Origin of the sequence: Aquiflexum gelatinilyticum, assembly GCF_024741135.1 — a bacterium.
Taxonomy (GTDB): Bacteria; Bacteroidota; Bacteroidia; order Cytophagales; family Cyclobacteriaceae; genus Cognataquiflexum; species Cognataquiflexum gelatinilyticum.
This window is the reverse complement of record NZ_JANSUY010000001.1, coordinates 106,953-131,299: the sequence shown is the minus strand read 5'-3', so window position 1 is coordinate 131,299 and position 24,347 is coordinate 106,953. Positions and strand designations below refer to the sequence as shown.

14 protein-coding genes are annotated in these 24,347 nt (G+C 41.8%); 5 read left to right on the top strand and 9 right to left on the bottom strand.

The genetic code is table 11. The features are described from left to right. Positions 1 to 32 precede the first annotated feature (32 nt). From NU887_RS00475 to NU887_RS00455, 5 genes are all read right to left on the bottom strand, one after another. On the bottom strand, positions 33 to 491 hold the full coding sequence (locus NU887_RS00475; protein WP_258421385.1) for a CBS domain-containing protein: 459 nt from the start codon (positions 489 to 491) through the stop codon (positions 33 to 35). A 158-nt stretch (positions 492 to 649) separates the two neighbouring features. Beyond that, entirely contained in the window at positions 650 to 2,230 is a 1,581-nt protein-coding gene (locus tag NU887_RS00470) for an FG-GAP repeat domain-containing protein (protein WP_258421384.1), read from the bottom strand. A gap of 45 nt (positions 2,231 to 2,275) precedes the next feature. Next, positions 2,276 to 2,854, bottom strand: a complete 579-nt coding sequence (locus NU887_RS00465) for a sugar O-acetyltransferase (RefSeq protein ID WP_258421383.1) — start codon at positions 2,852 to 2,854, stop codon at positions 2,276 to 2,278. Continuing rightward, positions 2,851 to 3,597 (bottom strand): copper homeostasis protein CutC, encoded by a 747-nt coding sequence (locus NU887_RS00460; protein ID WP_258421382.1) that lies wholly within the window; start codon positions 3,595 to 3,597, stop codon positions 2,851 to 2,853. Before NU887_RS00460 ends, NU887_RS00465 begins: the two co-directional genes overlap by 4 nt. 3 nt (positions 3,598 to 3,600) lie before the next feature. After that, entirely contained in the window at positions 3,601 to 4,587 is a 987-nt protein-coding gene (locus NU887_RS00455) for an isoaspartyl peptidase/L-asparaginase family protein (RefSeq protein ID WP_258421381.1), read from the bottom strand. Between the two features lie 370 nt (positions 4,588 to 4,957). Here NU887_RS00455 and NU887_RS00450 point away from each other — a divergent pair, with 370 nt between their 5' ends. The 3 genes from NU887_RS00450 to NU887_RS00440 all read left to right on the top strand — a co-directional run bounded on the left by NU887_RS00450 (position 4,958) and on the right by NU887_RS00440 (position 11,954). Beyond that, positions 4,958 to 5,719 carry a creatininase family protein gene (locus NU887_RS00450; protein WP_258421380.1) on the top strand — a complete coding sequence of 254 codons (762 nt, stop codon included), beginning with the start codon at positions 4,958 to 4,960 and terminating at the stop codon, positions 5,717 to 5,719. Positions 5,720 to 7,011: 1,292 nt separating this feature from the next. Beyond that, complete coding sequence (locus NU887_RS00445) at positions 7,012 to 10,071, top strand: SusC/RagA family TonB-linked outer membrane protein (RefSeq protein ID WP_258421379.1); 3,060 nt, start codon at positions 7,012 to 7,014, stop codon at positions 10,069 to 10,071. A gap of 137 nt (positions 10,072 to 10,208) precedes the next feature. Then, positions 10,209 to 11,954, top strand: a complete 1,746-nt coding sequence (locus NU887_RS00440) for a RagB/SusD family nutrient uptake outer membrane protein (RefSeq protein ID WP_258421378.1) — start codon at positions 10,209 to 10,211, stop codon at positions 11,952 to 11,954. 114 nt (positions 11,955 to 12,068) lie between these two features. On the opposite strand, the gene NU887_RS00435 is transcribed toward NU887_RS00440, so the two are convergent. Then, the gene (locus NU887_RS00435; protein WP_258421377.1) at positions 12,069 to 13,895 is read right to left on the bottom strand and encodes a metallophosphoesterase; all 1,827 of its coding nucleotides are present in this window, start codon (positions 13,893 to 13,895) and stop codon (positions 12,069 to 12,071) included. Beyond that, positions 13,892 to 14,959: a phosphatidylinositol-specific phospholipase C1-like protein gene (locus NU887_RS00430; RefSeq protein WP_258421376.1), complete on the bottom strand. Its 1,068-nt coding sequence runs from the start codon at positions 14,957 to 14,959 to the stop codon at positions 13,892 to 13,894. Before NU887_RS00430 ends, NU887_RS00435 begins: the two co-directional genes overlap by 4 nt. A 375-nt stretch (positions 14,960 to 15,334) precedes the next feature. Between NU887_RS00430 and NU887_RS00425 the strand changes: the two genes are divergently transcribed. Beyond that, positions 15,335 to 17,176 (top strand): alkaline phosphatase, encoded by a 1,842-nt coding sequence (locus NU887_RS00425; protein ID WP_258421375.1) that lies wholly within the window; start codon positions 15,335 to 15,337, stop codon positions 17,174 to 17,176. Between the two features lie 492 nt (positions 17,177 to 17,668). Next, positions 17,669 to 18,199, top strand: coding sequence for a DUF6586 family protein (locus NU887_RS00420; protein WP_258421374.1), 531 nt, complete (start codon positions 17,669 to 17,671; stop codon positions 18,197 to 18,199). A 683-nt stretch (positions 18,200 to 18,882) separates the two neighbouring features. Here NU887_RS00420 and NU887_RS00415 read toward each other — a convergent pair. Beyond that, positions 18,883 to 22,404 carry a CRTAC1 family protein gene (locus NU887_RS00415; RefSeq protein ID WP_258421373.1) on the bottom strand — a complete coding sequence of 1,174 codons (3,522 nt, stop codon included), beginning with the start codon at positions 22,402 to 22,404 and terminating at the stop codon, positions 18,883 to 18,885. A gap of 152 nt (positions 22,405 to 22,556) precedes the next feature. Then, complete coding sequence (locus tag NU887_RS00410; protein WP_258421372.1) at positions 22,557 to 24,308, bottom strand: RagB/SusD family nutrient uptake outer membrane protein; 1,752 nt, start codon at positions 24,306 to 24,308, stop codon at positions 22,557 to 22,559. Positions 24,309 to 24,347 lie beyond the last annotated feature (39 nt).

Sequence of the window (24,347 nt, the reverse complement as noted above, 5' to 3'; positions counted from 1 at the left end):
CCCTGAAAGTTCCTTCAAGGCTTTTGTTAAGACTACCAAGTCGTTGACTTCAGTTTCGGAAATGCCCTGATGACATCGCTGAGACTGAGTTGTCCGACCAACTTGCCGTCTTTCATCACAGGAAATCTTCTTATTTTGTTGTCCAGGAATTTTTGGGCTGCATCAAAGAGTGAGAGGTCAGGGGTTAATGTCATGACATTTTTGGTCATATGTTCTGCTACCGTCCCCGGAAATGTCGGGGTATTGGAATACTTTCCTTTGATGATTTCTTTTAGGCAGTCTACCTCGGAAATGATCCCTACCAAGGTCCCTTTGGAATCCAAGACAGGGGCACCTGAAATTTTCTTTTTAGTCAATAAATCCAATACATGGTCAATCGAGTCCTCAGGACGGAATGTGACCAAATTGGTACTCATATGGTCCATGACCAAAATGGGGGCTGCTGCTTTTTTGGGTTCGACCACCCTCACGCCTTGAAAACTTTTTACCATAGCTATATCGGTTATTTTGAGTTTAATAATTTAGAAAATAAAAACCCGAAAACAAATTAGTTGGATATAAAAAATTCAAATTCAATATATAATTACAAAAAATAGATCATTTAAAAATAAAAATATTAAAAAATATAAAATATTAAAATAAATTATTTTCAGTTGATATGGTTTTCAAGGATCACAAATGGCATCCAGTCCCTTGCCGGAAAGGCAAACCTTGTCTGAAAATCAAAACTTCCCAGAATAATATCAAGGTCATCATCCCCATCTATGTCCGCTTTTTCCATCACCAGCCAAGACCATTTTCCTAATTCCGCTATGCTGCTGACCTGAAACTCCATGTTTCCGGTCTGTTGAAAAAGAAGGAAATTCAAGGTTTTCTCACCTGATTTATCAGGAAAGTATGAACTAACTGCCATTCCCATTCTTCCGTCTTGGTCAAAGTCTCCCGTCAGCAGGGCACTTGCACCATGCATGGGGTAGAAGTAGGTTTCCCGAAAAGCGTTTTTGCCATCATTGGTAAAGATCCGGAGTCCGTGATAGGGTTTCAAAATTGGAGAAAGGTCTGCATTGTCCCCATTGACGATGACCAGGTCCTTGAACCCATCACCATCCATATCTTCAAATTCGAAATCCGAAGAACCAAAAACAGCGTCGAATTGAAGCCAGGTTTCTTGTTTGAATTTCCCTTCACCCTGATTGATGTAGGTATAAATCCCCTCTTTTGCCTGTGTCATCATGGCTATGATGTCTGGCAATCCGTCTCCATTGACATCGGCTATTACTGTTTTGCGGGCACCGGGGAGCGAATTCAAAACATGTTCCTCATACCCACCGGCATTTTCTTCAAACCAAGACAATTGACCGAAATGGTTACCGAAAAAGCTGACGATCAGTTCTTCTTTGCCATTTTGGGTTAAATCTGCATAGGTAAAGTGCACCGGTCTGCGAAGGCTGTCCATCAGGATGGTGGGGTGTTTCTTTTCAAAAGATCCATATTCTTTCAGCCTGCCAAAAGCAAAATTAGAAGGATCCATCACTCCCATGGTGAGGAGTTCAAAACCAGTTTCCCTAAAACTGATGTCGGAAGCAGGGGAAATTATTCTGATGGAATCAAGGATTTTCATCCCAATGGGGTCGATCCTAAACAGGCTATTCAGCCTATCGCCGACGTACAATAATTTTTCATTTGGATTGTAACGGACAAGGGTAGTCAGGCTAGGACGTTTATTGTGAAAATCAGGATTGCGGACGGTAAACAATCCTGTGTTTTCCTTCAGATTATTGTCGATAGGAATAGGCTCCAAGGAATCAGGAGCAAGGTCAATGTAATACTGCTGGATTATATCCCAATCTTTTTGGGTTACCAAAGCTATTTCTGAATATATCCCCCGAGGGGCATCATTGTCTTCCCCCACTTTCGCTCCAAAATCTTCAGCATTGATCAGGCCCAATCTTCTTCGCATGTCGGGAAGTACACCGTTTTTCCAAGTGGCTTTATCCAATAATGCCGGATCAGGTTTGACATGGCAGGCTTGGCAATAAAGGTCTGAGAGTTCTTTCCCGGAAAGCTCCAGAGAAGTATTCCCCAAGCCTTGGAGTTTGTCAAATCCTTCTTTTTCTACCTTTGAACCTTGGCTACAAGACCCCAAAAAACCAAAAACTAAACTCCAAAATAAAAATTGTTTTCCCATTCCTTTACCCATTGTATTCTGAACGGGTAAAGTATGCAGCACAGTTTTAGAAACTGCTGAAGTTTACATAAACGGGGGAATGGTACTTTATATATCCCTTATAATCCTAGCAGGACTTCCCATCGCGAGCTTGTTGTCAGGAATGTCTTTGGTAACCAAAGAACCTGCTGCCACGGTCACATTGTTCCCGATACTGACACCGGGAAGAATCACCGTACTTCCACCAATCCAACAATTGTCCCCGATCCTTACGGGAAGTGCTTTGGTTTTGTAGGGGGCCTGATTGGATTCGTGGTTTTGGACTATCCTTTCGGTAGCCGAGATCGGATGAGTCGCTGTAAAAATCTTCACATTGGGCCCAATCAGTACATTTCTCCCGATGTCGATGGTATTGCAATCCAAAAAAACCACATTGGTATTGATGAATGTATTTTCTCCAACGGATATATGCTTGCCATAATCACAATAAAAAGGGCTTTCGATCCAAACGCCTTTGCCGACTTTCCCTAAAAGCTGCTGAAGTATCCGGGATTTTTCCTCTCCATTCCGGGAAGATTCATTACTCCATTGCTTTAACAACTCTTTGGCCTGATGGTACATTTCGAGCAATTCCGTATCCCGGGAATTATAGAATTCGCCTGCAAGGAGCTTCTCCCTTTCTGTCATTGGGCTGTAATTTCTTTTCTAAACAGATTGACCATATTCTGATCCACAGTCAACACCTGTTTGAATGCAAGTGGATCAGAGGAAAGGGAGACGGAGGGGTGAAAATAACTGCTTTGTGTAGGCCTGTATCCTTTGCATGAAGCATGGATTTCTCTGAGATGGCCATTTTGGTTTAATTGAGAAACATGTTCAGGTTTGGATCCTCCTCCCGGCATGATGATGATATCATCACCGGCCAACTCCAATAACTCAAGAATATTTCCTAAACCTTTGGTCACGTCATTTTCTCCTCCGGAAGTCAATATCCTTTGAAATCCCAAGTCAATGATCGTATTCAAAGCTTTTTTCTTGTCAGCAGCGATGTCAAATGCGCGGTGAAAAGTGCATGGCAGGTCTTCCGCAACGTTGATGAGGTATTTGCATGCTTCCTTATCGACATTTCCGTCCCGGTCCAAAACACCAAAGACAAATCCATCCGCCCCAAGGTTTTTGAGGATGGTAATGTCCTTTTTCATCACATACAATTCCTCCGAAGTATAGACAAAATCTCCTCCGCGAGGCCTCAGCATCACAAAAATGGGGATATCTACTTTTTCTTTTAGAAACGCGAGCATGCCGGCACTTGGTGTCTCGCCACCTTCCCCAAAATCAGAACAAAGTTCCAGCCTGTCAATGCCATATTCTGCAGCTTTGATCGCCGCCTCCACTGTAAAAACAGGAGCTTCCAACAAAATCTTTCCCATGGCTTAGAATTTACTTTTTGAGTCGACCAAGGTTCCGCCACCGCTATGGTGCCTGGCAAAATTAAAACCGGGATGAACCGCATATGCGCCATATTCCCCGTCTTTGTTGACGGCAAGAAACCCAGCCTGAATGTCTTTGATATTGGCTGAGTTTTTGGCAATCAGCCTTCGGACTGCTTCCTCACAGGCCTCTTGCGGTGTTCTCCCCTGACGCATCAGTTCTACAATCAGAAAACTTCCACAGATTCTGATGATGGTTTCGCCAAGTCCTGTGGCTGTGGCTGCGCCAACTTCGTCATCTACATAGAGTCCCGCTCCAATGATAGGGCTATCTCCTACCCTGCCGTGCATCTTGAATGCCAAGCCACTCGTAGTACAGGAACCTGCCAACTTCCCATCAGGGCCTAAGGCTACCATCCCGATGGTGTCGTGGTTTTCGATGTTGATGATGGGCTTGTATTTGGATTCTTTTTTCCATTCCTGGTACATTTCTTCCGCTTTAGGACTGAGGGTCTCGGATTCCATCGGAAATCCTTTTGCGATCGCAAATTGCCTTGCTCCTTCTCCTGCCAACATCACATGGGGAGTTTCCTCCATGACCATTCTTGCCAAAGATATCGGATGCTTGACCTGTCTCACAAAGGCAACAGATCCGCAGCTGCCGTCCCCTTTCATGATGGAGGCATCCAAAGTAGGTATCCCTTCCCTATCAGGCAGACCTTGCAGCCCAACCGATAAGTTGTCCATGTCCAATTCTGTGACTTTGACTCCTTCTTCTACCGCGTCGACAAGATTACCGGATTTCATTAAAACTTCCCAAGCACGGTCATTAGCAGGCATGCCATGGTTCCATGTGGAAAGGATAAGCGGTTTGAATTTTTCACCCGTAGATTCCTGTACAGGATTGGCACATGCTTGGATGATCCCGCCGGGCAAAAGTAATGAGGTCGAAACAAGGGTTTTCTTAAGGAATGATCTTCTGTTGGACATGGTGGTTGGGTTTGTACAAAAAACATTAAATTGATTAAAGATTAAAGATTCAAAAAATTTCGGAGAAATATATTTGGGATCGTTGAAATTTTTAAGGAAGTTGGGGGAGGGATGGGTGTGGTGGTTGTAGTGGTTGTAGTTGTTGTAATGGTTGTAGTTGTTGGAATGGTTGGAATGGTTGGAATGGTTGTCTGATTCGCGTTGGTGGGTAGTTAACTGGTTATTTGGTTAATTGGTTAACTGATTCCAGACTTAAGCCTTTCATCTGATCACTAAGAAGCCTACCGACTCCAGAATCTCGCATCTCGGCTCTTGATTCTCGCTTCTAAACACTTGATACTATAATCTTGATACTTGATACCAGAAAAATATGAGACCTTATATCCTTGCTGAAAACAATTGGAAAAACTTAAAACATCAGCGTTTTGATCTTGCCGTTTTGCCTTGGGGAGCCACAGAGGCACATAATTACCACATGCCCTATGGGACAGATGTCTTTGAAGCGGAGTCCATTGCCGCTGGGGCAGGGAAATTTGCTTGGGAAAAGGGGGCCAAAGTTGTAATACTACCGGTTTTGCCTTTTGGAGTGAACACCGGTCAGAGTGACATTTACCTTGATATCAACATGAATCCAAGTACCCAAATGGCCATATTGAAAGATATCGTGACAGTTTTGGACAGGCAGGGCGTGAAGAAGTTTTTGATCCTGAACAGCCACGGTGGCAATGATTTTAAGACCATGCTGCGTGAACTTGGCCTTCAATTTCCGGATATGCTTCTTGTAACATGCAATTGGTATCAGGCCTTGGACAAAAGTCTGTATTTTGAGGAAGCAGGTGACCATGCCGACGAGATGGAAACAAGTCTGATCATGTACCTACATTCAAGATTAGTTTTGCCATTGGAGGAAGCAGGAGAAGGCAAAGAGAAAAAATCCGTCATTCCCGGCATACGGGAAAAATGGGCATGGGCCGAAAGAAAATGGTCAGAAGTCACCCAGGACACCGGTATTGGCAATCCCAAAAAATCCACGGCCGAAAAAGGAGAAAGATATTTCCATGATGTTTGCGCCAAAGTGGGTCAACTGATGATTGACCTTTGTAAAGTGGATAGGAAAAAGATGTATGAGTGATTAGGGTTGCTTTTCCTTCTGCTAAGAAGAGACCTAAGTTTTCATCTTGGAAATGTGCAATGGAAGAAAATATTTGAATAATGATATGCTTTCTTGGAAATTGGTCAAAAGGTAACGAATGGGTAAGGAGGGTGTAACGGAAGGGTAAGCGAAGGGTAAGCGAAGGGTAACGGGAATGGGGGTAAATTCTACCTATTTCGGCAATTTTTATTGTATTATTTCTTAAATAATTGATTTTTTTAAGGTTGAAGGAGTTGTATTTTTAAGGGAATTTGACTTTATAAGGTAGTAATTGTTGAATTTGTTCTAATTGTTGTCTGCTACTCGTTGTCAGGTCGGAAAGTTGGAATGGTTCCGCCACGGCGGACGGGTGTAATTGTTGTCTACTAGGGGTTTCAAGTTGGTAAATAACCCTGAAGGGGTGACATTTTTATAGAAAATGATGTCACCTAAGGTCAGGTTTGGTTTTGGCTAATTTGAAGTGCAATTGAGAGATTGGCTTTCCGCCAAATCAGGGTGGGAGATTTTACCCACAAATGAACAGGAATTTCACAGATGGAAAAATATGAATTTTTTACCGCATAGGGTCATAGAAAACATAGGGTTGGATTGGTTATAATTGTTGTAGTGGTTCTAATTGATGTCTGGTTGTCTGCTTTGGGTTCTCAAGTTCTCGAGAAATCAAGTCTTGTGTCTTGAATCTTGAATCTTATATCTTTTTACTTCAAAACAGGGGTGTGGAATTTAACCACAGATGAACAGGATTTTCACAGATTGGTTCCTATTTATGGGCATAGAGAACATAGGTCCTGAAATGTTTTCAGATTGTCTTTCTAGGAGTTCTAAGGCTAGCGAAGTTTAAATGATTTTGATATTTCTTTTATTAAACAATTTCATATAGATCGGATAAATAGGAAAGCAGAAACTTGGTTAAGAATCCATTTGCTCTGGCAAAATGATGCCAAGAAAATGAAAAATCAATTGCAATTCTTGATTAGACTCTTAATTTTCCCTACGCTTCATCCTTCTCTTCCGACCGACATTTGCGCTTTTTATGGTTTGGTATTGAGAATGATTCAGACAGCTATTTTTTAAAGAATTAACTTTGCTATAACATGCATTTGGATTCACAACTTCTTTCTCCACTATTTGTAACATACCCTTAATAATTGCCCTTGAGGATTATTTTTTGGTTACCAAAACATAACAAGGATATAAATTGAAATAAAAGTACAGACCCTACAATGGTGGTAATTTTGGAAGGTACTTAAACCAATTTTAATCTATTGATTATGGGAAATTTTACTTTTAAACAAACACGGGCAACGCTTCGAATGTGCGTTTTATGCTGTGTGGTCTTTTTATCGGGTGGAATGTCAGGAATTGAGGCAAAAGCCTTTCCTGCTCCTTCAGACATAAAAGACTTTGAAATTGTCACAGGGACTGTCAGAGATGAGACAGGAGAACCTTTACCGGGGGCAGCAATCCTTGTCAAGGGAACCACAAGTGGAACCATCACTGATCTAGATGGGAAATTTTCCATTGATGTCCCAGACGATGCTATTCTTGTTGTGTCTTATTTAGGGTATACTACTACAGAAGTTTCTCTAAATGGACAGTCAATACTTTCTATCCAATTAGGACGGGAGGATTCTCAGCTGAACGAGATTGTAGTAGTAGGATATGGTACACAAAAGCGCTCAGATGTTACCGGAGCCATAGGTTCTTTGAAAAGAGAAAATTTCAACCGGGGGATAATTGCGAATCCTGTAGACCTTTTGCAGGGTCAGGTTGCCGGAGTTAATGTTACCTCCGTAAGTGGAGAACCGGGAGCAAATCAGAATGTGATCATCAGGGGGATCGGAAGTTTACGTTCCGGGACACAGCCGCTATATGTGCTTGATGGCTTCCTATTGGATAATTCTGATAACGGAATTGCTTCCAATCCGCTAAACTTCCTTAATCCCAATGATATCGAAAGCATAGATGTGCTAAAGGATGCAAGTGCAGCAGCCCTTTATGGTTCCAGGGCATCCAATGGTGTCATTGTAATCACCACCAAGAAAGGTAAAGCCGGGTCTTCTCAGGTAAATTTATCAGCTTCTGCAGGATGGTCTTCGATGGCCAATCAAATCGATGTTTTTCAGGCAGATGAGTTTCGACGCCAAGTATTAGATGTAGGTGGAAATCTAGAAGATTTTGACGGAAATACCCGCTGGCAGGATGAGTTGACTCAGGTGGCATTTTCACAGGATTACAGTCTTTCCATGAGCGGAGCCAACACTGAGAAGTTTTCCTATTTCGCTTCACTTGGCTTACTGGATAAGGAAGGAATTTTGAAGAACAGCAATTTGAAGCGCTATTCAGGAAAACTGAACATGAATCAGAAAGCATTCGATGGAAGGTTAATCATTGACTACAATCTGACAGCCTCGTATACTGAAAATCTCCGTCCAAGCATCACCTCTACTATCAGTGATATGCTCAGCTTGAATCCAACGATTCCTGCCTTTACGGACGGCAAACCAACATTGCTCAATACCAATGCTTTAAATCCTATAAAGCGTAATGAGCTTTACAGTGATAATGCTGCAAACAACAGGATCTTGGGTACAATATCTCCTTCATTCGAAATCATTGATGGACTTACTTATAAGCTAAATCTCGGGGTGGATTATTCGAATACCAATAGATACATACAGTACAAGCCGTTCACCGAGGTTGTAAATGAGTCCAATGTGGCAAATGGTAGCTTGGATCAATTGATTTCTGCAAACACCAATAGTTTGGTGGAGAATACCCTGACCTATAATTGGAACAATTACAAGCACAATTTTACCGCGCTGGCAGGTCATTCTTACCAGACATTTTTGGACGAGTTCAGGGGTACTTCTGCAAGAGGGTTTGCTGCAAACAATATCGAGCCTAGGTTTCAGGATCATAACAGTACTTTGGAATTCCCAACTACGATAAGCTCCTCTGGAGTCCGAAATGAATTACAATCCTTTTTTGGGCGATTGAATTATGTCTATGAGGAGAAGTATTTAGTCACAGCTACATTCCGTGCTGATGGATCTTCCAAATTCGGAGACAATAACAAGTATGGATACTTCCCTTCCTTTGCATTGGGTTGGAATGTGAGTAAGGAAGACTTTATGGTCAATTCGGTTTTCAATAACCTGAAGGTGCGTACAAGTTGGGGACAAACAGGAAACCAGGAAATTCCATCTAAAATTACCCAGGCAAGTTTCTCTGAGGATCGATTGGCCACAGGAGCAGGTAGTCTCAATACTTATCCCATAGATACCCAAGGAAGAACATTGGACGACTATCCTTATGGGATTGTTTTCACCCGACTGGCAAACCCTGACTTACAATGGGAGGTTTCTACCCAATTTAATGCAGGAATTGACTTTGCCTTGTTCAATTACCGACTGACAGGTACATTGGATTACTTCAACAAAGTATCTTCCAATATCCTTTTGGAAGTAGTTCCTGCCGATCCAATTCAGCCTACTTCAACTTTCTGGGACAATATCGAGAATATGGAGATTCACAACAGTGGAATCGAAATGGCCTTGAATTATAATAGTAAGCCGAAACAAAACTTCTCCTATGAAATTGGAGGAAATATCACTTTCATTCAGAATGAAGTCAGAGATTCCCCATTTGCAGTCTTGACGACGGGTGCAGCCCAAGGCGCAGGTCAGACCGGAGCGACGATCAATGGTTACATCAACAATCAGCCAATCGGAGCATTTTACATGCTCCAATTTGATGGGATAGGAGAAGATGGACTAAATAGATTTGTAGATATCAACGGAGACGGGGAAATTCTGGATGATGATCGGAGTGTAGTAGGGAGTGCGATTCCAAAGGTAATTTATGGTATGAGGGCCAATCTACGGTTCAAGAATTTTGATTTGGGAATGAACTTCAACGGAGGAGCAGGAAATGATATTTACAATCATACCACCATGTCTCTTTTCACTAAAGCCCAACTTTCAAGGTCCAATAATACCACAGATTTTGCAGTCCAATTCCCCAATGAATCATTTAATAATTCGAATACGGTTTCGACCCGATTCCTAGAGAGCGGATCTTACCTAAGGCTGAACAATGCTACTATAGGATACAATGTGAGCCCAAGTAAACTAGGAGTGGGAAATGCCTTTCAAAATATCAGAATCTCCCTTACAGGCCAAAACTTGTTTGTGATTACAAACTATTCGGGTTTTGATCCAGAAGTGAATACAGGTTCCACTTCATCTGGAATCCAGACTTTTGGAATTGACCGATTTACTTACCCTATGGCGAGGACTTTTATGTTCAACCTGAATTTGACCTTTTAAATCCTAGGTCCTTAATTAATTTAATTAGTCAACAGAAAAAAATAAACAGATGAAAATCGAGCATAGCAGGTACACTACCGGTGGCAGGGTATCAATCTCGCAACATTGCATCTGTCAAAAAAATAAATGATAAAAACATGAAAAATCACAGAATAACTCTATTGATTCCGGCAGTCGCTTTTGTGCTTGCTTTTTTAAGCTGCACCAATCTGGAAGAAGAGATTCTCGATGAGTCCCTTACCGGGACTGGTCAGGCAGAGATCGTAAGTGGGTCCATTGCTCCGGTATATGGGATGATGCGTCAAGTCTGGCTTCACACAGTCAACTTTGGACTGCAGGAAGTTGCTTCTGACGAAGGAATTCTTCCCTATCGGGGGGGAACGGACTGGTTTGACGGAGGAAAATTTATTGCGGTACATCAGCACCTGATGACACCGGGAAATAGTTTGGTTGGGGATACTTGGACCTTCATTACCTTGACATTGTCCAGGGCAGTGGCGGCTGAAGAACAGTTAACACTGGAAGTGGCCAATGGAAATTCAAGTGCACAAAATCCGCTTTATGAAATGATTGCCGTGAAAGCCTATCTGAACATGTTGGCATTGGATAACTGGGGGTTAGTCTTCAGAAAAGAACAGTCCAATCAGCAGACTGTAATTCTGAGAGGTCAAGATGCCGTGGATTACCTTGAATCAGAGCTACTTTCAGTAGTGAATCTAATAAGCAGTAACAGTGTTCCGGGAAGGATGAACAAGCATGCTGTGGAGGCGCTATTGGCCCGTCTCTACCTGAATGCAGCCGTGTATAGGGATCCATATGGAACCCCGAATTTTACAACTGAAGACATGGACAATGTGATCAAATACACGAGCAATATCATCAGCGGGCCCTATGTTCTTTCCCCTGAATATTTTGACTTGTTCAATGACAATAATGATACTAATAGGGAAATTATTTTCTCTCTTGATCAGCGTGGTGTCCTTCAAACTGAACACAGCAGGTGGCAATATTGGTCGATTTCGGGAGACCAAATTCCAAGACCTGAATTTCCCAATACCCGTGGGACAGATGCAGTTGCAGCTACTCCTGATTTTGTGCAGACTTGGTATGATGCTTATGGGAATGTGGATCCTGCTGATGCAGATGCCCGTTTTTTCCGGGAAAATACAATAATACCTGAAAATCTTAGGGATCTTACTGGAATAAACCCTACAAATGATGCAGATCATTATTATTGCGTTGATCCATTAGAATTTGAGATGGATAGAGGGATTATTCGGGGTGTTATTTGGGGACCCAGAAAAGATGCCGGCGGTAACATTATCAAATGCGAAGATGGTAAGATCAGGGTTTATCCAGTAATCAACAGAAGAAGCAGTGGCGCAAATATCCGCTATGTGGATCACAACTTTCAAGTAGATTTTACCAAGGATGGAAGTCTTCACAATACCGGACACCGATTTTCTAAATACCAATTTAGCCGGACTGCTCCCAATTGCTGTAGTAACAGTAGTGTGGACATCGTTTTGATCAGATTGGGTGAAGTTTATCTGATGAGGGCTGAGGCATTGTTAAGAAAAGGTGATAACGGCGGGGCGCTTGCAGATATCAATACCTTGAGAACTTCAAGAAATGCCCGTCCTGCCCAAACTCCTGCTCCTTTGAATGCTATCGATTTGGATATCCTATTCCGTGAGTCAGGATTTGAATTGTACTGGGAAGGTCTGAGAAGAAACTACCAAATAAGATTTGGAAAATACGAGGATAGTTGGACTGAAAAGACAGACAGCGATGTAAACAAAAGATTATTCCCTATTCCGCAACGGGCGATCGATGGCGCTTCTAACATTCCAGGTTTCCTGGAGCAAAATCCGGGTTACTAAAATCCTTAAGTGATAAATTAACAAAAAGCCGAATGGATCCCGTTCGGCTTTTTTTGTTTTTCAAATACCAATCACTGACCGGTCAAAGGCAAATTGATGGATTAATTAAGCATCCTAGTTAACCTTTCTCACACTTAAATCCGGAAGATCAATAAAGAAATCATCCGAAGGAAGTCCATTGCAAAGTTTGCTCAAGATTCTCAGGAAATCAGAAAATTGAGCACTCAAAGATCCTCCCTCGGATTTCAGATTTTTCTTTCCCAAGCCCCGATAGAGTTCCATTCGGCCCCGCGGGATTTGGCTGCTTCCAAGATCCCCACCGTTTTTGATAAAGTAGAAGTCCTCCATTAATTCACCATTTTGGTTGGTGCTTTTAATAGACTTTAAAAAAGCGTTCAAAAGTTCTCCCCTAAATGCTTTAGGAGTCTCAATCCACTCCTTAAGTTGGGTTTGGGAAATTCCATTCACCAAAATCCCCAAGTCAATGGGCCAATCTGATTTTAAAAACCGCAAACGGATCAACTCCTGAAGATGGAGCTGCGTGAATTCTACATAGTCATTGGCATCCAATACTTTCAGATTCCAGGGATTTCCTTCTGTTTTCTGGCTCAGCCACTGATGTTCCATTTTATAGAGATCGAAAAACTCATCAAATCGATCTACTTTTTGTAAAAGGTGGGTTTGTACTACCATAGATTTATCTGATTCAAGATTCATGATTTTGTAAGCCGGAGGAAAAGCTGCCAAGGAAGGCACTTGGATATTTACCAGCTCAGCATTTTGGTTTTCACCATGCTTTCCAGTGTCATTGATATGCATGTGTCCGGCGAAATGCACCCGGATTCCTGCGGCTGCATAGCGTTGTGATACTTCTTTGTCGGGAACCCGGTTTAGTTGAAATTTACTGACGCCAAAAAGTTTTTTCATTTCTGTGGAAGCTCCCTCATGAAAATCCGTAAGCGGATAGTGACTAAATGAAACCAACGTTTTTCCCCGCTTTTCAGCTTCTTTACTGATTTTTTTGATCCAATCGAGTTGGTGCTGTTTTGTTTTCGAAGCTAAGTTGAAGCCGATACCGGAACCGCTCCAAGCAGTGGAATCTGCTTGGTCTGCCTCACCGGAAAAGGTATATACATTTCCATCAATGGCCAAAAGCCAAAGTCCTTCCACAGGCTCGACGAGATAGCTGGCATCTGGAAGCATCCATCCTGAGTTAGGATCGGGGAAAAGGCGGGTACGAATAGATGAACCTGCACTGACTTTTTCAAAATCATAGCCTTCATAATCAAACGGCATAAATGGATGCGTCCAAAAAATATCCTGTGGTCCTGGACTGAATCCAAAGCCTTTCAATTCCTCACAGATTTCAAAATATCCCCAATTCTTTACCTGTGTACTTATTGCAACTTCGCTTGCTTCATTTTTAGATTCACTTAAAACCGCTTGCTTTTGTCCATTTTCTCCGAGAAAATCGGATTTCCCATCAGGTCCGCCAAATGGAGAAACAGGATCGTGATTTCCTGTCGTGATGAAAAAGCGCATGCCGTATTGATCTGAATACTCCTGAAGGATTTTTTTTAAGGCCAAAATATTCATCGGCTGACCGTCATCCGTGTAGTCCCCCGGAAGTGCGACAAGCTTTATTCCCCGCTTTCGCAAATCTTCTAATGCAGCTAAAAGCGCAAAGTAATTTTCATTAAAAAGCCGGGTGGAATTTAGCTGACTTTCCATAGTGCGGATCGTCGCAAGCTTGCCGTTTCGAGGATTGACTACCTCTTTGAAATCATCCGACTGAAAGTCCCCGTAGACATCCTGCAAATGGATATCAGCAAGAAATGCCACTTTAGGTTCAAGTCCAGATTGGGCCAAAAGTGGCACCTGAGGCCAAGAATACATCATTCCCACACTCAGAAGTGCCGGAATAAGTTTGGAGTAATTCACTTTTTATTTAGAATAGGATTAGGTCGTTCAAAGGTTTTTCCATCAAAACTCACTCTATAGTCAGATGGAAAAAGGGTCGAAGGAATGTAGTAATCCGTGGAAATCACTTGCGCTCCCGAAGCTTTCGCTTTTTCAAATTTGGTGTAGTCTCCTGTCCTTGCCTCTCTGGTATCGGAGTCTGCCCGGGTCCGGATGATATATCCTTTTCTCACCAAATCCTGAATGTAGGTTTCGTTAGCCACAGGATCGTTGATGATTCTGAATCCGGCTTCAGGGTTTCCTTCTTTCAGGTTCACAAAGAGAACCGCATTTTTGAGTTCAGGTTTTTGGGTAAGGTAGCGTCGGATTTTCTCCTCACTTTCATCCAGTACAAAGAGGAACTTACCTCTTGCAGCCTCCATTTCCGGCCAGTTGCCTGCCAAAACTCCCTTTTCAAGTGACTCGAAATTACCACGAACCTGATCCGGTGTGATCAATTTGTCCATTCCCAGATAAGTCCTTACTTCCAGATCGATGCTATCCAAGGCTGTTCCTGAAAATGGAAGCGGGTTGACAGTCATAGGAATCTGGCCGTCTTTTGCGTTGATCAGCACAAATACGGGATGGTGATCAGGGTTTTGATCGCTCCAGTTTTTAAGTTCAAAAAGTGCATTTTTGAAAAGTAGGTGATGAGATTGCACATCCAAATCCTGTACGTGAAAAAGCTTCAACCCGGGTTCATGAAGCTCATTTTTGGGGTCAAAAACTGTTCCTTCCGGAAGCATTGCAAGCGACTTTGGGTTGGCATATTTTCCACCCATTGGGTCATGAAATACATCTAATTCAAGGTTACGTAGTCCAAGATCCAATTGCTCGGAAAGTGGCAGGTGCTCGTATTCCAAACTTTTCGCAGCAGCGGGATTGATTTTTTGTAAATAATCCAAAATCGGGGCAGGCATTGCACTTTTGTATGAGTTGTGGCTTCCGATAACCTGGGTTTGATTCAACCTCAGAGTCTGTGCATTTGAAAAAAAGGCAAATGACAAAAAGAATAGAAATGGCGCAATCAGACTTAATTTTTTCATCAGTGAAATAGGTTTTGAACAGGCAAGATGGCGCTTTTTGGAGTCAGGGCGAGGTTTTGCATGTCAACTTATTGTTAACTTTCCTTAATGAAAAATAGATCATTGGTAGTGTTGAAAATTGACAATTACAGAAAGCGGAATGACATCAAGTCAGGATGCAGACCTCTCCTGCCGTCGAGGTGACAAGGCAAAGTTTTTTTTAGTCTTGAATGCATTTTCAGGTCAAAAGAATAAAAATCCAATTCGTTCATTGGTAATAAAACTTGATCTTGGGTATTGTTACCCAAAAAGACTCTCTGGTTTATGTTTTTGTTAAATCACCAAATCATGCGAAAAACAGGACGATCCGCTCAATTGCCATGCTTACTTTTGAAGATGAAAAATATACTTTTCCTCCTCCTCCTCTTCTCGACTTTCTTGGCATTGCATGCAGTTGGGCAGGAACGTCCCACCTACAAGCTCCACTCCCACAATGATTACCTGAGAACGGTGCCGTTTTGGGATGCTTTTGGGGCTGATTGTGCCTCGATCGAAGTGGATGTGATTTTGCGAAATGGAGGTTTGATGGCAGCACACGAAGCAGAAAGTATCCGACCTGAGCGTACTTTGAAGTCCCTTTATCTCGAGCCCATCCAAAAGGCCAAGTCACTTGGGATGATCGCGGACTTTGACTTTCATTTGCTGATTGATTGCAAAACTGAGGCTTACACTACATTAGATCAAATCGTAAAAAACGCCTCTGAATTTGAGGAGTTGCTCTTTTCTCCCCATAATCCAACAGGTCTCAAGTTCATTATATCAGGAAACCGACCCAAACCCGAAGATTACAAAAACTATCCTCCCTATGTGTTTTTTGACTACCAAAGCAAAGTACTCAGCCCTGACCTTCCCTGGGAAAAAATAGGAATGGTCAGCCTGAGTTTCAGGCAATTTTCAGTCTGGAATGGCAAAGGCAGGATCGTCCAATCTGAAAGAGATTCATTGGAATCCTTTATTTTCAAAGTACACGCTTTTGATAAGCCCGTCAGGTTTTGGGCCTCTCCCGACAGCAAATCTGCCTGGAAAGCTTTTGCGGATCTTGGGATAGATTATATCAATACCGACCAGCCTTATGAGGCCAATCAGTACCTCAAAAATCTGGAAAACAACATCTTTATTGGTACGCAACTCCACGAAATCTATGAGCCTGAATTTGACTATGACGGAGTGGAAAATAAAATTGATCGGGTCATTTTGATGATCGGAGATGGAAACGGATTGGCGCAGATTTCGGCGGGAATGTTTGCCAATGGCAACCAACTGAACCTCACGCAGCTTAAGAATATCGGTTTGGTCAAAACCCAGGCAGCGGATGATTTTACCACCGACTCAGCCGCAGGAGCAACAGCCTATGCTACCGGACAAAAAACCAATAACCGGGCTTTAGGTACAGGTCCAGACGGAAAGGCGCTGCAAAATATAACTGAACTGCTAGACTCTTATGATTTCAATTCAGGAATCATCACAACGGACAACCTCACCGGGGCGACTCCGGCATCCTTTTACGCCCATCATTCCGAAAGGGACGACATAGACGAAATAGCCCGATTCCTGCCACTCAGCAAACTCGATCTTTTTATTGGAGGAGGAAAAAGAGATTTCATCCAATTTGGGACTGATAGGCTGAAGGAATTGGAAGAAAACGGTTTTACCATGATGAAAAGTCTTGGAGAAATTGGAGATTCCCCTTCAGACAAAGTGGGCTATTTTGCCTCTAATAGTGGGATGCCTACCATGGCGAAAGGTCGAGAAGATTACCTGTTAAACAGTTGTCAGGAGGCTATCAGTTTTCTGAAGTCCAAAAAATCGCCCTTTTTTCTGATGGTGGAAGCAGCCATGATTGATTCGGGCGGACATGCCAATAGCAGCAATACGGTTGTCACTGAATTGCTGGATTTTGACCAAGCGATAGGCTGGATGATCCAATATGTGGACCAAAACCCAAATACCCTTTTGATCATCACCGCAGACCACGAAACTGCCGGACTGAGTTTGCCACAGGGAAAAGTATCTGTAAATGAAGTGGAATTGGCTTTTCACAGCGATGACCATACCGGAATTATGGTGCCGATATTTGCCTATGGAGCACATTCAGGGGAATTCAGGGGAGTATATGAAAATACAGAAGTATTCCACAAAATCATGGCTTTGATCAACCTATACCATCAGCCAAAATAAAAGACTAAATCATAATTGTAATCATTATGATTTTTATGATGGATTGTCCATCAAATCGTCACTTGATGCATTTTCGGAAAGTAAATTTCCGCAAAGGGTCGGAGTGCATTTGGCTGGTAATTGTTTATAGCAGGAAGCCTGGTTTCTTGGATACTGAAAAAAGTAATAAAATGTAACTACTGGCTACAACCAAACCATTTTTAAGTCATAAAAGGTAAAAAAAATGACACTGCCAAAAGCAGTGCCTTATTCCTGAACAGATTAAAAAAATACCTTTGAAGAGTTTTCACAAATGTATGATTCATTTCAATCCATCTTTGGATTCTATGGTTATCAAATTGCTGTCATTTTGGTGCTTTTACCTTGGCAGTTTTCACAAAATAATAATCCAAATCAACCCTTTCTTGTTCCTTTATTAAAATATCACTTAACATTGGCCTTCGGCTTTTTGATTTTAGGTAATTTCGCCATAAACACAGGTAAATTATGAAAATGAAGAATTATACTCACTTGAAGGCAATAACAGAATCAAGGTTAAACTATGCGAAACTTTATCTAGAAGAACTTAATAACCCTGCTATTTCCGGCTCTGAGATTGAGAAAGCGCATCAATATTCATTTCTGTTCCATTTAAAGGGTGTTGTGGATGCATTTTTGGTAGAGATCAACGAAATATATGGACTAGGACTTAAGAAAAAGCATCTAACCATCGATAGTCTTAAAGTCTCTAAATCTGATTCCAAAAAACACATCAAAGAAGGCAAAAAACTCAGTAAGTTGATGGAAAAGGACAATTGGCTTTCTGAACTGAAGTCCTTTGATCCTAATAAATTAAAGGCATCGAAAAAATCCAGGAAATCTAAGGACAAGGATGAATCATCTACCTCGGAGGAAGAGAAAAGTGAAATGCAAGTAACTTCTGTTTTGGAAAAGTTTGTGGAATGGCACTCCAAAATGGAAAAATTGATAATTGAACTTAGGGAATCAGCACTTGAAGCAAGCGGGAATTCGCCGAAAAAATAACAGACTTAATTTGTAAGACCCTAATTCGACTCTCAGGTTTTCAAACCTGAGAGTTTTTTTTTACCCAATAATTCAGAATTTTATAAAAGAAGATTTTTTAATTTACCTCAGAGTACTGAGAGAGCACATAAGGGGAAGTTTGTCGTCTGCTGCGGATAGTCTGGTTTACAAGTTGTAATGATTGTGGTGGTCGTAATCTGTGTTGGGTTTTTAAGTTATCAAGATTATCCGGAAATCAAGTCTTGAGAGTCTTTCGCCTTTTTTGGTTGTCTGCTTCGCCTTTTCGGTATGAAAAAAAACCTAAGGGGTGACATGTTTATAGAAAATGATGTCACATATGGTCGAGTTGGGTTTTGGCAAATTTAAAGTGCAAGGAGGAGATTGGCTTTCCGCCAAATCAGGGATGGGGAATTTAAATACAGATGAACTGGATTTTCACAGATGGAAAAATATGAATTTTTTACCGCATAGGATCATGGAGAACATAGGGTTGCATTGGTTCTAATTGTTGTCAAGATCTAATGTTGTTAAGAGTCTAAGTTTTTAATAAGCGATTACCCAAAAAAGAAGATATGTTTATAGCATAGATTAAGAATAAAAACCAATTAGGTTTTGATAAAATTTGATGAGTAATTGAGAGATTGATTTTCCGTCAAAACAACCAATGCCTTGATTAAATCATATCAAAATTCCAGTCCCACTACTCCCCCTTTATAATCAATCCCTTTTATGCTCTTCAAATTTGAAGGCAAGGAAATGGTTCCTCCTGAATTGGATAGGAATCCTGATCTATTGAAAATCTCAATTTTATGGGTTTTGCCATTTTCCAATTCCAAAATTACGGTATGGAATCTGGCGGGGACTTTGAAGACCTTGCCTGTATTGGCATTCTCAGCAGCATGAATTTTCAAGGTATTTCTGTTTTGGGAAGAAAGGTAGATGTATTTGCCATCCGACATTGTCAATATCGTCATGGCTTTGGCATCTCCCGGTACCACAAACCCGCTTTCAAGACTTCTTACAGGCGAAAAACTTCCTTTCCCATCTCCCAACAAGACCAATCCCGTCATGGCATCATACCTGCCTGAGAAAACTTCGTTTCCATAGTCATTGCCTACCAAAAGGACATCGAGGTTCCCATCCGTATTCACATCGTCAATCGCTACACCGTTGACAGGTGCAATTTGCGCCAACAGTGGTAACTCATGGATTTTAAACTTCCCGTTGCCAAGATTTTCTAGATAGCTGCTTCTGTCATAATTGCCCTGCAGGATGGTCACACCTTCCAATTCTTCTGCAGTAAACAAATCAGCTTCTGTAATCCTGGCGTATTGTTTATACCTTTCAAATTTCCTTCTGAAAAGGGTGCTCTGACCATACAAGTCATCCCAATAATGTGCAGGAACCGGAATGTATTTATTTTCCTGGTCTTTGAAATAAGTGATAGTGATGGGATCTATACTTCTATTGCTGTCAAAGTCCTTGGCATATATTTTTACCGGACGCTCAGCAGTAGGGTGGTAGTAATTGTTGGCCCCCATATTTCCTGCCACATAATCCATATCTCCGTCTCCGTCAAAGTCAGCAGATACTAGGCTATTCCACCAGCCAAGGTGGTTTTCCAAACCGGAATCTGATACTTTTTCAAGTTTTCCATTTTTGTTAATGAAAAGGGTAATGGCCATAAGTTCACCGGCTACCATCAAGTCCAAGTCTCCATCACCATCCACGTCTGTCCAAAGTGCATCGGTAACCATTCCTATCCTTCGCAGTCCCGGGGCGACTATATCAGTGACATCCTCCAACTTGCCTTGGGTGTTTTTTAGGATGAGAGATTGGTCAGGCAGTGGGTACTGGGCGATGGGAGTCCTGCCCCCAACAAATAAATCCATAAAGCTATCTCCATCAAAATCAGCTGCCCTTACTGTTGTACCACTGGTTTTGATTAAAGGGAGGATTTCTTTTTGCTCCGAAAAATTTCCTTTTCCATCATTGATGTATATTCTATCTTGATATTCGGCAGCTTCAGGCATAAATTCTGAACTGCCTGAAACGAGATAAAGGTCTAGGTCTCCATCATTGTCAAGGTCAAAAAGCAACATTCCCATTTCTTCAAAGGATTTCTCCATTTCCGAAACAAACATTTCTTTGGATGAGAAAATACCGTTTTGATTTTGAAGATTGATAACCGGAGAATAACCCGAGGCGCTGCCGATAATGAAGTCTTCCAAGCCATCTCCGTTGAGGTCACCTACTGCCAAGCTTGGGCCATATTGGGTGAGTTTATGGGGAAGGGTTCTTTGGACATTGTAATCGATTTTATCCATTTCTTGGTGAGTATACTCAATCCCTAAGTTAGCTGATACCTCTTCTAAGATCGGGGAAACAGACTTTGGTCCAAAAGGAAAATCCAACACGGCCGGTTTGGCCGAAGCATTTGCATGTTTCAGTTCAATCACCTGATTGGAGAGGAGTCCATCTGTTTTTTCGAATCGGCCATCCGGCCAAAGGATCTCCAAGGAATTGACTTCATTTATTGTATCCAAGCCAAAATGAATAATCTCTTCCACAGCTGATAAATACCCTCTTGAAAGTTGCTGTTCTTGGTATTGGAATTCATTTTCACCAAATCTGACTACAATTTTCGCCCCGATTCCAAAAGGATTAGAAGTAGGTCCAGCCAATTTTATTCTGAGGTAATTGGGCTTGGTTTCCTTGGAGTTCAATGTGTTTTCAAATACAAATGCAGGATCGTTGATATTATTGACCACATAATCCAAGTCACCGTCGATGTCAAGGTCTGCAAAAACAGCTCCGTTTGAAAAAGAAGGCTTGCTCAAACCCCAATTGTCACCGACATTTTCAAAGCTCCAATCTCCTTTGTTTTTATAAGCGTAATTCGGGATTTTGATTACCGGAATAGAATCCAATAATTGCCTGACCGAGGCCACACCTCCGACATCTGCTCGGTAGTTTGCAAAGTCTTTGTCGGTGATATCCCTTGGAAAGCCATTCGTAATCAACAGGTCTTTATTTCCATCATTGTCCATGTCCACAAACAAAGGAGACCAGGACCAATCCGTCTGGTACATTCCTGCCATAAACCCAATCTCACTAAAAGGAATGTCAGGCCCATTGCCTATATGGAGCATATTACGAACATGTTGGTACTCATAGCCCCATTGCTCGTTGCTGATGTAGGTCTGATAGGAATTTTTAGAAATGGTGGTCTTTTTCCTGTAGTTGTTTTCCCCTAGCATGTCTAAGGTGACTATATCCGGGAATCCATCATTGTTATAATCCGAGATGTCGGAACCCATTGAGAACATGCTTTGGTGGCGTAGCTTTTCTTTGGATCTGTTAGAAAAAGTGCCATCTTGGTTATTGATATATAGGATGTCATTAGTGGTGTAATCATTGCTGATGTAGAGGTCTGACCAACCATCCCCATTGAGATCAGCTACAGCCAAGCCAAGACCAAATCCCTCAGTAGTAATGCCCGCTTCCAAAGTAACATCGGTGAAGGTTTCATTGCCATTGTTCCGGTATAGCCGGTCATTGTTAATGGCCGAACCGTCAGTTATTTTTTCTCTGTAATTGGATGGAATTGACTTACTCTGCTCGTTATTGAGTACATACAGATCTAGCAAACCATCATTGTTGTAGTCAAAAAAGGTTGCCATCATGCTGTTATCAGCTCCCGCAATCCCATATTGTGCTGCAGATTCGATAAAAGTGGGTATGCCTTCCTCGTTCAATCCCTGATTTACAAAAAGCATATTCGCCCTTTTATCAGGTGACTTGAACATCGCTCCGCAAACATAAACGTCCAAAAACCCGTCAGCATTGATATCTACCACAGTCACTCCTGTACTCCATCTGTCCTTGGCTTCGATTCCGGATATCAAACTGACATCTTTGAATTTGAATTTACCTTCATTCAAATAAAGCTTATTGGCAACCTGATTCCCTGTAAAAAACAAATCTGGCAAGCCGTCATTGTTGAAGTCACCTGTGGCTACTCCTCCCCCATTAAAAATATACTCGTCTGTGAGGATATTGAAAGAGTCTGTTTCCACTATGAGGTTATTGAATGCTATGCCGGTCTCATTTTGGGTGCGGAGCTGAAATAACGTATTCTCTTTTTGGGAGCAGGAATAGACAATAAGCAATAAAAATATACCTATATAATAGAAAGATTTCATGGCTTTGATTGGGTTAAATAGTGCTTTGGGTTAGGCTTTGAATTTACGGGTAATTATGTGATCCAAAAAAAGAAAAGTCAAAAATCCATCGACCAAAAAAAAAGAGGTGACCAAATGGTCACCTCTTTCTTATATGGTAATTGACTTATGGATTAAAATCCAGGATTCTGAATCAACTTATCAGGACCTACTAGGTCAATCTGGTTTTGAGGGATAGGCAACAAACGGTGTTTGATGTCATAAGAGGTGCTTCCCATTGCAGCAGGCAACAATACGCCTTCCAATGCAAAATACGCATCCAATTCAGCCTTGTCAGTTTTCCATCTTACCAAGTCATAGAATCTGTGACCTTCCATACCCAATTCAAGCTTACGCTCAAATCTTACTGCTGCACGTGCAGTGTTGGCATCTGTCCAAGCAGCATCATAAGTATTTACAACGTAGTTTGCAGCAGGAGTACCGTTAGCTCTCAACAAAGGTGAATTTTTTGCTCTTGTTCTCACCTGGTTTACAAGTGCTCTTGCAGCTTCAAGGTTACCCAATTCTACTTCCACTTCAGCAGACATCAATAATACATCTGCGAATCGGATGATCATGAAATTGATACCGGTATAGCCTGGAGTCCAAGACGAGTTGTCCTGGAAAGAACCTTGCTCAGATCTTGTATACACATATTTTTTAGGAGCATAAGGACCTGCATTTGGCTGGTTACGGATCCAAGCAGCGCCTGGATGATCTTGCCAATCCAAATAAGGAATACCTCTTCTACCTGCAGTATGGTCTACTCTAGGATCAAGTGGACCTGCATCCGGAGTGAATGGATCAGCAGAACCGATACCCATATCATTTGCTACTCTGTTTGCAGGTGCATTGAATGATCCGTCCAACAAAGGAAGACCTGCACTTGTTCTGAAGGAGTTTACAAATGTAAAGCTAGGCTGGAAGAATCCGCAACAGTTACCCGGTCCGTTAGGTCCAGTGTTGTAGGGGAAGTTCAAGTCAAACTCAGGGTTTGCATTGTTCACAGAACCAGTATTTACAGCTGATTGGTAAGCCCAAATAGATTCTTGGTGGTTGTCATTGGCTCCTCTGAACATATTATCATAGTAAGGAACCAAGCCATATTTTAACCCATTGCTAGTCACACCATTTGCAATCACATCGTCAAACAATGTTTTTGCAGCTTGGTAATCAGCAGCAGCGCCGGTTTGGTTTGCTTTGTAAAGCAGGATTTTACCCAAGTACGATTTAGCCGCCCAAGAGTTCACTCTACCTACTTGAGGTTGGGTTCCAGGAAGATTATCTGCTGCAAACCTCATTTCAGCCTCAATATAAGGTAACATTTCTTGGTCATTAACTACATCCTCTAAGCCCGCTTTATAATCAACATCTTTTGCAAGGATTGGAACTCTGTTAAAATTTCTCCAAAGTTGGAAATAGAAGTGGGCCTTCAAAAATCTTGCCTGTGCCTCTACATTTGTAGCATAAGTATCAGATACATCAGGACCTTTTTTGTCCAACAACCTTAACACTTGGTTTGCTCTAGAGATACCTTCAAAATTTCCAAACCAGTTTTCTTCCAAAATGGCCACAGTGGCATCTGTTTCAAATCTCTGAACAGGGTTGATGGTAGAGAAATCACCAGGGTCAGTTCCTTTGTTGGCATCACCACCCCTAATACTTCCCCAAACCCAGTTTGAAGGAGAAGCCAATCTTTGGTTTCTTCCATTTACTTGGGAATATACAGAAAGTAAAACTGCATCTATCCCCGCCAAACCGGATAGAACGTTTTCATCCAATTGTCCAACAGCGGGGACTTCCAGAAAGGAATCGTCACAACTTGTAGCAAACAGCATCATTCCTGCTGTCAGCATTGCCGCGAATTGATATTTTATGTTTTTCATAATTTAACTTGATTTATGAATTTTTTTTACAACAACAGT